Source organism: Aeromicrobium sp. SP1, from assembly GCF_055663785.1.
Map to the genome: position 1 here is coordinate 1,057,873 of NZ_JBQVVK010000001.1, position 10,904 is coordinate 1,068,776.

Sequence of the window (10,904 nt, forward strand, 5' to 3'; positions counted from 1 at the left end):
GACAACGCCAACGAAAGGACACGCCATGACCACCACCGCCGCGACCACCGAGCTGACCACCCCGACCGACCGCCTGCTGACCGCGGCGCTGCTGGTCGCCCCACTCGTCTACCTCGCCGCCGACACGACCTACGCCGCACGCGGTTGGGAGGACGCCACCGGCGGAGTGCTGCACGTGCTCGGCGCCATCGCCTACGGATTCGTCGTCCTGCGGGTCGCCTCGTGGCTCCCGCGCGAGTCGAGGCTCGCGGCCTGGATCCTGCTGATCGGACTGATCGGCATGGTCGGAAACGCTGCGTACGGATTCGAGGCGATCCACATGTCGCTCGGCGACACCCAGCTCGTGGACCAGCCCGGCGCCGCCAACCTGATCAAGCCACTCGGGCTGTTCTTCCCGGCGTCGTTCGCGCTGATCTCGTGGGCCCTGATCGCGCTGGGTCACCGGTGGCAGGGACTCCTGACGCTCGTGGCGATCCTGGCCTGGCCGATCGCGCACATCGGCAACCTCGGGGTCGTCGCGGTGGCGGTGAACATCGCCCTCGCCATCGCGTTCGGCAGCCTCGTCTGGGCACGCTCGGGCTCTCCCGACGAGGCTCCGGCATCCCGGCCGTGAGCCGCGACCGGGTGGCGACGGGTTGCCGGAACCGTCGTGCTGTGGCTTCCTGTCGACATGAGCGAGCATCCTCGGATCCGGCAGACGGTCATCGACGCCACGGACGTGCGGCGGACCGCCGAGTTCTACCGCGAGCTGTTCGGCCTGGAGTACCGGCCCGGTGACGAGCCGCCGGCCGAGGGCGAGGAGGACAACGTCGACTGGCTCGTGCTGCGGGGGAGTCACGGTGGGCACGGACTGGCGTTCCAGCAGGCGGAGGAGCTCAAGCGGACGACGTGGCCCGACCCCGACGTGCCGATGCAGCTGCACCTCGACAGCACGGTGCCCGACGTCGAGGCGCTCGAGCGCCAACGCGCGCGGGCGGAGGCGCTCGGCGCCACGATCGTGCTCGATCGCACGGACGATCCCGACGAGCCGCTGTACGTCTTCGCCGACCCCGAGGGGCACCCGTTCTGCATCTTCGTGGGCGACTGAACGGACCGAGTCCCGGCCCCCGCGCACGTCTTGCATGGTCCGGCGTCGCGTGGGTACACCTGAGACATCGGAACGATGAAAGGAAGCACCATGGTCACCGACTCGCGATCGGCGCCGCTCCTCGTCCGGGTCACGCAGCAGCTGGAGGCCACGCCCGCCCTCGATCCCTTCGTCAGGGCGGTGAGCCCGCTGGCGGGGGCGCTCATCGGGTCACCCGAGCGGCGGCGGCTCCTGCAGGGCGACTGGCTGGGCCACCCCGTCCATCCGCTGCTGACCGACCTGCCGTTGGGGCTGTGGACCTCGGCGTCGGTGCTGGACCTCGTCGGCGGACCGGAGGCCCGCCCGGCCGCTCGCCGGCTGATCGGACTCGGCATCCTGTCCGCCATCCCCACCGCGATCACCGGATGGGCGGAGTGGGGCAGCCTGGAGCGTCAGACCGACCGCAGGGTCGGCGTGGTCCATGCGGTGTCCAACGCGACGGCCGCGCTGGGCTACATCGCGTCGTGGCATGCCCGGCACCGTGGTTACCACGAGCGCGGCCGGAACCTGGCCCTCGGCGCCGCCGTGGTCGCGGCAGCAGGCGGCTACCTCGGAGCCCACCTGAACGAGGCACGCGTGGTGGCAAGCGGCCACCCGGACGCTGACTGACGACGCGAGGTCAGCCGGCACCACCCGGGGCCCCGACCGCATCCGCGAACTCGCAGAACACCTCGAAGGCGCGGGCGCCGTGGATCGTCGCGGGACCACCGTGCATGGCGATCGACACGCCGATGGCCTCGGCGGCCTGCTGGCGGGTGATCCCGGCGCGCGCCGCGGCCTGGCCGTGGGTCGCGATGCATCCCTCGCAGCCCTCGACCACACCGATCGCCAGGGCGATGAGCTCCTTGGTCCCGCGGTCGAGCTCGCCGTCGGCGAAGGCCGCCTTCGAGAGTTCGCCGTAGCCGCGGTAGACGTCGGGGATCGCGCGGTACAACTGGCGGTGCAGGGGGCCGAGCTGACGCAGGACCGCCTCGCCGTGGGCGGACTCCGTGGCGTGGTCGTGGCTCATGACGTCCTCTCGGTCGGGTGGCACATCATCCCCGGGGTGGGTGGTCGTGACGCTAACCCACCCCGCACACGATGCGGGAAGAGCGTGACTCACCTCACGGTCAACGGCGCGACTCGGCGTCGTGGGTCGGTCCGGCGGACGAGGTCGGCCATGACCGCGCCGAGATCGGGCGGGTCGCCGGCCACCGCGCGCTGGCGCACGGCGCCCGTGCCGTAGGCGAGGAGTCGGTGCACCCCGGACTCGACCCGGTCGAGCGTGCCGGCCGAGCGCAGGGCCGGCCGGACGGTCCCGACGAGTGAGTCGAGTGCCTCGCCGGCCCCGACGAACCGTCCCGACCGCGGGTCGAACAGCGTGGCGTCGAGGGCATCGCGCCGGGCCCGCCAGGCGGCGTCGCGCAGTACGTCGATGCGCCATGCGCCCGGCTCGGTGCGCTCGCTCACGATCGTCGCCACGACGGCGCGCGTGAGCTCGGCGACGAGCAGGGCGTCCTCCACGTCGGTGCACACGTCCGCGACGCGCACCTCCACCGTGGGATAGCGGGTGGCGATGCGGGCGTCGAGATAGACCATGTGCTCGTCGATCGCAGCTCCCGACGCGATCGCCTGCGCGACGAGGGTGCGGTAGGCCTGTCGGTCGCGGAACGGCTCGACCACGCCGGCCGAGGGCCACGTGTCCCGCAGGTGCCCGCGCCAACTGGCCACGCGGGTGTCCCGCCCGTGCGTGAACGGGCTGTTCGCCGCGAGCGCGGCCAGCAGCGGCAGCCACGGGCGGAGTGCGTCGATCACGCGGATCGCGTCGTCCTCGTCGACCTCCACGTGGACGTGCATGCCGCAGACCATCGTGGTGCGGGCGAGCTCGCCGAACCGCTCGATGATCCGCGTGTAGCGGGGGTAGGGGGTCACGACCGGGTCGTCCCCGCCCAGCACGTCGACCGGCATCGCGACGAGGTCGAGTCCGACCGACCGCGCCGCGTCGAGCGCGCCCGCGCGACGGGTGACGAGGTCGTCGCGCAGCGCCGCCGGATCGACGTGGGCCGTCGTCTTCAGCTCGACCTGCTGCAGGAAGAGCTCGTGCTCCAGCGGGTGCTCCGGGTCCAGGTCGCGGTGGGCGGCGAGCACCGCCTCGGCCTGCGGCACGAGGCGGCCCCGGGCGTCGACCACGAAGAGCTCCTCCTCGATGCCGACGCGGTGCACGCTCAATGCCGTGCCTGCACGTCGTTCGTCATGTCCCGGACGTACCCCGTCCGCGGAGCTTGACACGGCCCCGGCCCGTGATTGATCCGGCCCGGATCGGGTACGTCCCGGATGACCCCGAGGAAAGTTGGCCCCCGATGGACCCGAGCAAGGCTGCGAAGAACGTCAAGGATGCCGCCGCGGCAGAGATTCCCGGGCGCCCCGCCCCGGAGTCGCCCACGGTGGAGGAGCCGACGGAGCCCCGTGGACCGCTGCCGGTGAAGGACGACCAGGGCGCCCCCGAGACCCGCACCGCCACCGGCTCCGAGACCGGCGCGGATCCGCAGACCCGGCACCAGCAGGGGGAGTTCCTCACTACCTCGCAGGGCGCGAGGCTCCGCGACAGCGATCACTCGCTCAAGGCGGGCGACCGTGGACCGACGCTGCTGCAGGACCACCACCTGCGCGAGAAGATCACGCACTTCGACCACGAGCGGATCCCCGAGCGCGTCGTCCACGCGCGCGGCGCGGGAGCGCACGGCATCTTCGAGGGCTACGGCACCGCGGACGAGGTCACGCATGCCGCGTTCCTCGCCGAGGGGGTCACGACGCCCGTGTTCGTGCGGTTCTCGACCGTCCTCGGCTCGCGCGGATCGGCCGACACCGTGCGTGACACCCGCGGCTTCGCGACGAAGTTCTACACCGACGAGGGCACGTTCGACCTCGTCGGCAACAACATGCCCGTGTTCTTCATCCAGGACGGCATCAAGTTCCCCGACGTCATCCACGCCGGCAAGCCGCATCCGGATCGTGAGATCCCGCAGGCGCAGAGCGCCCACGACACGTTCTGGGACTTCGTCTCGCTGCACACCGAGGGCCAGCACCACACGATGTGGAACATGTCCGATCGCGGCATCCCGCGCTCGTACCGGATGATGGAGGGCTTCGGCATCCACACCTTCCGGCTCACCAACGCCGAGGGGACGACGACGCTGGTCAAGTTCCACTGGAAGCCCGTGCTGGGCGTGCACTCCCTGACGTGGGAGGAGGCCCTCATGATCAACGGGGTCGACCCGGACTTCCATCGGCGCGACCTCGCCGACGCGATCGAGGCCGGGGCGTTCCCGCAGTGGGAGCTGGGCATCCAGGTCCTTCCCGACAACCCGGAGCAGGAGTTCGCCGGCATCGACCTGCTCGACCCGACCAAGCTCGTGCCCGAGGAGCTCGCGCCCGTGCAGGCGATCGGTCGGTTGACGCTCAACGCCAACCCGACCAACTTCTTCGCCGAGACCGAGCAGGTCGCGTTCCACCCCGGCCACCTGCCCCCGGGCATCGACGTGACCGACGATCCGCTGCTCCAGGCGCGCCTGTTCTCCTACATCGACACGCAGATCACGCGGCTGGGCGGCCCGAACTTCTCGCAGATCCCGATCAATCGCCCGCACGCCGCGGTCAACGACATGTTCCGCGACGGGTTCCACCAGCACGCCGTGCACGCCGGCGTCGCGCCGTACAAGCCGAACTCGCTCGACGGAGGCTGTCCGTTCTTCGCCGGCGCCGACGATCGGGCGTTCGAGGACGCGCCCGTCACGATCACCGAGTCGACCAAGGTGCGCGCCCAGCCCGCGTCCTTCGACGACCACTTCAGTCAGCCCCGGTTGTTCTGGAGCAGCATGAGCCCGGTCGAGAAGGAGCACATCATCCGCTCGTACGCCTTCGAGCTGGCCAAGTGCCGCGAGGACGCGATCAAGGAGCGTCAGCTGCAGAGCCTGGCCAACATCGATCCCGTGCTGTGCAGCGAGGTCGCGACCGCTCTCGGGATGCCGGCGCCCGATCCGACGATCGAGCTGACCGAGGAGACGCCGAGCCCGGCGCTCTCGCAGATCGGGGACACGTGGCCCGCGGACGGCCGGACCGTCGGCATCGTCGTCGACCCCGACGGCGACCTCGGTGGACTCGAGCTGCTGCGTGATGCCGTGTTCGCGGCCGACATGGTCCCGCTGATCGTCGCCCCGCACGGCGGCATGGTCGGCTCGCTGGCCGTGCAGCGCACCTTCGCCACGGCCCGTTCGGTCGAGTTCGACGTGCTCCTGCTCGCCGGCAAGCCCGCGCCTGCGCCCGATGCGCTGGCCGCCCGCGATGAGAAGGCCGGTGTGCGCGGCGGTGGCGGCCTCGATCCACGCATCCAGCTGATGATCGACGAGGTCTGGCGTCAGGCCAAGGCCATCGGCGCCTGGGGCGCGGGAGGCGACGCCCTCGAGGCCGCCGGGTACTCCGGTCGGCTGACGGGTGTGGTCGTCGGTGATGACGCCGACGACGTGTTCACGCAGGTGCGAGAGCTGATGGGCTCGCACCGCGTGTGGGAGCGTTTCCCGGCCTCGATTTCATGAGCGCACCGACCACCCACGCCGTCGCGCCACGTCCCCGCACTCTCGCGGACCCGGTTCGCGTCGCCTCGGTGCCCTCGACGCACGTCTACGTCCGTCACCTCGGGCCACCCACCGGGGCGAGCCCGTTCGAGTACCTTCCCGATCCCGATCCGGACGACCCGCGCCGGACGGCCGGCGGACGATGGTGGCCGCCGGTGATGTTGAGGCCCGAGTGGGCTGCCGAGGCCGACTTCGACGTGTTCCACGTGCAGTTCGGCTTCGACGCCTGCTCGCCCGCCGAGCTGAAGGAGCTGGTCGAGGTGCTGCGCGCCCGGGACAAGCCCTTGGTGCAGACGGTGCACGACCTGCGCAATCCGCACCACGTCGCGCCCGACCTCCACGAGGCCCAGCTCGACGTCCTGCTCGGATCTGCCGACGCCGTCGTGACCCTGACCGACGGCGCCGCGGCCGAGATCCGCCGGCGATGGGGCCGGGAGGCGATCGTGATCCCGCACCCGCACGTCGTCGAGCTCGACACGATGGCGCGGCTGCGACGACGGCGTCGCCAGGCACCATCGGACGAGTTCCGGATCGGCGTCCACGTCAAGAGCCTGCGCGAGAGCATGGATCCGCTGCCCGTCCTGCGCGTCCTGGCCGACTCCGTCCGAGGTCTGCCCGGCGCGGTGCTCCAGGTGAACGGCCACCACGACGTGCTCGACCCGGACGGCGCGCGCCGCGACCCCGCGCTGGCCGACTGGCTCGCGGCGGAGTCCGCGTCCGGGGACGTCGACCTCAGGGTGCACGACTTCCTGCCTGACGAGGCGCTGTGGGACTACCTGGCGAGTCTCGACGTGGCGGTGCTGCCGTACCGCTTCGGCACGCACTCCGGCTGGCTCGAGGCGTGCCGCGATCTCGGAACCACGGTGGTGGCTCCGACATGTGGCCATTTCGCCGACCAGGGACCCGTCCTGCCGTACGTGTTCGACGAGCACCGGTTCGACGAGGACTCCTTGCGCGACGCCATCGCCCACGCCCACGCCGACCGGCCGGACCACTCCGCGAGTGTCGACGAGCGCCGCGACCAACGTGTCGCGGTGTCCGCAGCGCACGACGCCCTCTACCGATCGCTGCTGGCATGACGTGGCGTCGGTGACCGGCCTGCGGATCTGTCTCATCGCCTCGAGCCGCTTCCCGATCCGAGAGCCGTTCGCCGGCGGGCTGGAGGCCCACACGCACGCTCTCGCGCGGCAACTCGTCGCGCGGGGTCACGAGGTCTCGCTGTTTGCCGCGCCCGGCTCCGATCCGCGGTTGGGCGCGACCGAACTGCCGGTCGACATCTTCCGTCCCGGACGCACCGAGCGCGCGGACACCGCGGTGACCCCGGCGTCGTGGATGAGCGAGCACCACGCGTACCTGGGGCTCATGCTCGAGCTCGCGGAATCGGGGCGCGACCGATTCGACATCATCCAGAACAGCAGCCTGCACCACCTGCCCGTCGCCATGGCCTCGGCAGTCGACGTCCCGATGGTGACGACGTTGCACACGCCGCCCGTGCCCTGGCTCGAGTCCGCGGTGAACTACGCACCGACCAGCAGCACGTTCGCGGCGGTCAGCCGATTCACCGCGGCAGCGTGGTCCCATGCCGTGGCGTGCACGACGATCCCCAACGGCGTCGATGTCGGCTGGTGGCGACCCGGAGCGGGCCGAGGGCCGGCGATCTGGTCCGGACGCCTCGTCCCCGAGAAGGCACCCCATCTGGCGGTCGACGCGGCCCGTGCGGCCGACATGCCCCTCGTGCTGGCGGGACCGCGCCTCGACGACGAGTACTTCACGGAGCACATCGCGCCGCGGTTGGGTGGATCGATCCGGTACCTCGGGCATCTGGACCACGAGGCCCTGCGCGACGCCGTGGCGAGCGCACGCGTCGCCGTGGTGACGCCGATGTGGGACGAGCCGTACGGTCTCGTGGCCGCGGAGGCCCTGGCCTGCGGCACGCCCGTGGCGGCCTTCGCCCGCGGGGCCCTGCCGGAGACCATCGACGACTCGGTCGGTGCGTTGGCGGAGCCCGACGACGTCGCGGACCTCGCGCGGGCCATGCGACTCGCTGCAGGACGTGACCGGTCGCGCGTGCGGGAGGCCGCCGTCGAGCGGTGCTCGATCTCGGTGATGGTCGACCGCTACGAGGACCTCTACCACCTGGCGATGCGGCGGACCGCGGCGTGATCGGCTACTACGTCCACCATCTTGGCAGCGGCCATCTGCATCGGGCGACGACCCTGGCCGGCGCGCTCGACCTGCCGGTGACGGGGCTGTCCTCGCTGCACCGACCCGCCGGCTGGGCAGGGGAGTGGATCCAGCTCGACCGCGACGACACGGCCGGGGAGCCTCGGGAGGTCACGGCCGGTGGGCTCCTGCACTGGGCGCCCGTCGGCGATCCCGGCCTCATGGGCCGGATGGGCGCGATCTCCGCGTGGCTCGCCGACGCGCGGCCCGCTTTGCTCGTGAGCGACGTCTCGGTCGAGGTCGCGCTGCTCGCCCGCCTCCACGGCGTGCCCGTGATGTCGGTCGTCCTGCCCGGGGATCGTGCGGACCGTGCGCACCGTTCGGGCTTCGCCGCCTCCCGTGCCCTCGCGGCGTTCTGGCCACCTGAGGCGCGCGGGATGGTGCGCGGGCTGGACGCACCCGCCGAGCGCAGGCTGCACCGGCTCGGTGGCCTCTCACGCCATGACGTCGGCGGTACGTCCGACCACGAGATCGATCCGCGCAGCGTGGTCGTGCTCGCAGGCCGAGGCGGCGGTGGACCGACGGCAGCCGAGCTCGATCAGGCGCGGGAACAGACCCCCGAGTGGGACTGGACGATCCTCGGCGGACCCGGGGGAGCGTGGCTGGCCGATCCCTCGTCCGCGCTTCGCTCCGCCGCGGTCGTGGTCACGCATGCGGGACAGAACGCCGTCGCTGAGGTGGCCGCCGCGCGACGTCCCGCCGTGATCGTCCCGGCGGATCGACCCCACGACGAGCAGCGGACGACCGCGCGGGTTCTGGCCCGCGGGTCGTGGCCGGTTGTGGTCGACTCGACGTTTCCCGCGACCGGCTGGAGTGAGCGGCTCGCGATCGCCGCGTCGCTCGACGGGAGGGCGTGGTCCGCGTGGTGCGACGGCGGCGCGGCCCGCCGCTTCGCGGACCTGGTGAGCGGTGTGGTCCTCGATCGGGCACTCGTCTGATGACCTCCGTGGCCGTCATCACCATCGCCCACGGCCGCCACGAGCACCTGGCGGGCCAATGCCGCTCGCTGGTCGGCAGCACCCGTGCTCCCGACGACCACGTGGTCGTGGCGATGGAGGATCCCGCCTTGCTGCGCCGGGAACCGGCCGGTGCGAGGGTCATCCCGATCGCCGGAAGTCCGCTCGGCCTGCCGCTGGCCGCCGCGCGGAACGCCGGAGCCCGGGCGGCGATCCGCCACGGCGCCGACGTGCTCGTCTTCCTCGACGTCGACTGTCTCGTGTCACCGGGGCTCGTCGCGGACTATGCCGAGGCCGTCGCCGAGGCCCCAGGAGTCCTGTGGTCCGGCCCGGTCACGTACCTGCCGCCCCCGCCGGACGGCGGGTACCCGTTGGCGGTCCTGGAACGGTGGGACGATCCGCACCCGGCGAGGCCCGCGCCGCCGGCCGGAACGCGCGTCGACGGCGATGACCCGGACCTCTTCTGGTCGCTGTCCTTCGCCATGTCCCGCGACACCTGGGCACGGATCGGCGGCTTCTGCGAGGAGTACGTCGGCTACGGCGCCGAGGACACCGACTTCGCCCAGTCCGCGACCCGCCAGGGCGTGCGGCTCGGCTGGACGGGTGGCGCCCGCGCCTTCCACCAGCACCATCGGACCGAGGACCCTCCGATCGGTCACCTCGACGACATCCTGCGCAACGGTGCCCTGTTCCACGACCGCTGGGGTCGCTGGCCGATGGATGGCTGGCTGCGTGCCTTCGAGCGGGAGGGCCTCGTCGTACGACACGGCGACGGATGGGTCCGGAGCGAGCCCGCCGCGTCACGAAGAAAGTCCCGAACCTGATTCCCCAGGTCCGGGACTTTCGATCTCCGTAGAGATCACGGTGTCGGGCTGACAGGATTTGAACCTGCGACCCCCTGACCCCCAGTCAGGTGCGCTACCAAGCTGCGCTACAGCCCGTGACAACCGGACCGAGTCTACCCCAGCGAACTTCGCCCTCGTCATCGACCCGTCTGGGCACCATGATGGGGTCATGGCAGTCATCGAGAACTCCAAGGTCGCCATCGTCGGGGCAGGCAGCGTGGGTTCGTCCATGGCCTACGCCGCCATGATCCGACGGTCGGCGCGCACGATCGCCCTCTACGACATCAACAAGCCGAAGGTCGAGGCCGAGGTCCTCGATCTGCAGCACGGTGCGCTCTTCACCGGCAGCAGCCAGATCATCGGCGGGGCCGATCCGGAGGTCGTGGCCGGCGCCCACGTGGTGGTGATCACCGCCGGCGCGAAGCAGGATCCGGGCCAGACCCGTATCGATCTGGCCGGAACGAACGTCAAGCTGCTCGAGAAGATGCTGCCGGTGTTGCAGGAGTACGCGCCGAACGCGGTCTTCATGCTCGTGACCAACCCGTGTGACGTCCTCACCGTCGCGGCGCAGCAGATCAGCGGCCTGCCCGTGGAGCGAGTCATGGCGTCGGGCACCGTGCTGGACACCTCGCGACTGAGGCAGCTGCTCGCGGTGCGCGCGGGCGTCGCACCGAACAGCGTGCACGCGGACATCGTGGGCGAGCACGGTGACACGGAGTTCGCGCTGTGGTCCCAGGCCCGCATCGGTCCCGTGCCGATCATGGACTGGCAGCCGTCGGCGAGCGCCTCGGACCAGCGGCCGTTCTCGCACGCCGAGCTCGAGGACATCACCGATCGGGTCCGCAATGCCGCGTACGCCGTCATCGAGGGCAAGGGCGCCACGAACTATGCGATCGGCATCTCCGGCGCGCGCATCATCGAGGCGATCCTGCACGACGAGAACGCCGTCCTGCCCGTCAGCATCGTGCACGGTGGCCATCACGGCATCGACGGCGTCGCCCTCTCGATCCCCAGCATCGTCAACGCGAAGGGCGTCGCCCGCGTCCTCGACGTGCGGATGTCCGCCCACGAGGAGCGTCAACTCCACGCCTCCGCCGAGGCGCTGCGCAAGGTCCAGCAGGACCTCGGGATCTGAGCCCCGCCT

Annotated in this window: 11 protein-coding genes and 1 tRNA gene; 9 read left to right on the forward strand and 3 right to left on the reverse strand. The window is 71.5% G+C overall.

The genetic code is table 11. The annotated features are described in order from the left end of the window. The first annotated feature begins 25 nt into the window (after positions 1–25). The 3 genes from ACT26F_RS05200 to ACT26F_RS05210 all read left to right on the forward strand — a co-directional run bounded on the left by ACT26F_RS05200 (position 26) and on the right by ACT26F_RS05210 (position 1,735). Entirely contained in the window at positions 26–613 is a 588-nt protein-coding gene (locus ACT26F_RS05200; RefSeq protein WP_471669433.1) for a hypothetical protein, read from the forward strand. A 57-nt stretch (positions 614–670) separates the two neighbouring features. Next, positions 671–1,087, forward strand: coding sequence for a VOC family protein (locus tag ACT26F_RS05205; RefSeq protein WP_471669434.1), 417 nt, complete (start codon positions 671–673; stop codon positions 1,085–1,087). A gap of 90 nt (positions 1,088–1,177) precedes the next feature. Next, the gene (locus ACT26F_RS05210) at positions 1,178–1,735 is read left to right on the forward strand and encodes a DUF2231 domain-containing protein (RefSeq protein ID WP_471669435.1); all 558 of its coding nucleotides are present in this window, start codon (positions 1,178–1,180) and stop codon (positions 1,733–1,735) included. Between the two features lie 10 nt (positions 1,736–1,745). Here the strand turns inward: ACT26F_RS05210 and ACT26F_RS05215 are convergent, their stop codons facing one another. Continuing rightward, positions 1,746–2,135: a carboxymuconolactone decarboxylase family protein gene (locus ACT26F_RS05215; protein ID WP_471669436.1), complete on the reverse strand. Its 390-nt coding sequence runs from the start codon at positions 2,133–2,135 to the stop codon at positions 1,746–1,748. An 89-nt stretch (positions 2,136–2,224) separates the two neighbouring features. After that, positions 2,225–3,328 carry a carboxylate-amine ligase gene (locus ACT26F_RS05220; RefSeq protein ID WP_471671654.1) on the reverse strand — a complete coding sequence of 368 codons (1,104 nt, stop codon included), beginning with the start codon at positions 3,326–3,328 and terminating at the stop codon, positions 2,225–2,227. Between the two features lie 137 nt (positions 3,329–3,465). Here ACT26F_RS05220 and ACT26F_RS05225 point away from each other — a divergent pair, with 137 nt between their 5' ends. The 5 genes from ACT26F_RS05225 to ACT26F_RS05245 are packed head-to-tail and all read left to right on the forward strand — an operon-like array spanning position 3,466 to position 9,739. Continuing rightward, positions 3,466–5,697, forward strand: a complete 2,232-nt coding sequence (locus ACT26F_RS05225) for a catalase (RefSeq protein WP_471669437.1) — start codon at positions 3,466–3,468, stop codon at positions 5,695–5,697. Beyond that, entirely contained in the window at positions 5,694–6,815 is a 1,122-nt protein-coding gene (locus ACT26F_RS05230; RefSeq protein WP_471669438.1) for a glycosyltransferase, read from the forward strand. Before ACT26F_RS05225 ends, ACT26F_RS05230 begins: the two co-directional genes overlap by 4 nt. Positions 6,816–6,825: 10 nt before the next feature. Further along, on the forward strand, positions 6,826–7,899 hold the full coding sequence (locus ACT26F_RS05235) for a glycosyltransferase (RefSeq protein ID WP_471669439.1): 1,074 nt from the start codon (positions 6,826–6,828) through the stop codon (positions 7,897–7,899). Then, the gene (locus ACT26F_RS05240) at positions 7,896–8,897 is read left to right on the forward strand and encodes a glycosyltransferase (RefSeq protein ID WP_471669440.1); all 1,002 of its coding nucleotides are present in this window, start codon (positions 7,896–7,898) and stop codon (positions 8,895–8,897) included. Before ACT26F_RS05235 ends, ACT26F_RS05240 begins: the two co-directional genes overlap by 4 nt. 8 nt (positions 8,898–8,905) lie before the next feature. Next, positions 8,906–9,739 carry a galactosyltransferase-related protein gene (locus ACT26F_RS05245; RefSeq protein ID WP_471669441.1) on the forward strand — a complete coding sequence of 278 codons (834 nt, stop codon included), beginning with the start codon at positions 8,906–8,908 and terminating at the stop codon, positions 9,737–9,739. Positions 9,740–9,782: 43 nt separating this feature from the next. Here the strand turns inward: ACT26F_RS05245 and ACT26F_RS05250 are convergent. After that, positions 9,783–9,856: transfer RNA gene (locus tag ACT26F_RS05250), tRNA-Pro, on the reverse strand. A gap of 73 nt (positions 9,857–9,929) precedes the next feature. On the opposite strand from ACT26F_RS05250, the gene ACT26F_RS05255 reads away from it, so the two are divergent. Next, a complete protein-coding gene (locus tag ACT26F_RS05255) occupies positions 9,930–10,895 on the forward strand; it encodes an L-lactate dehydrogenase (RefSeq protein WP_471669442.1) in 966 nt (321 codons plus the stop codon). Positions 10,896–10,904 lie beyond the last annotated feature (9 nt).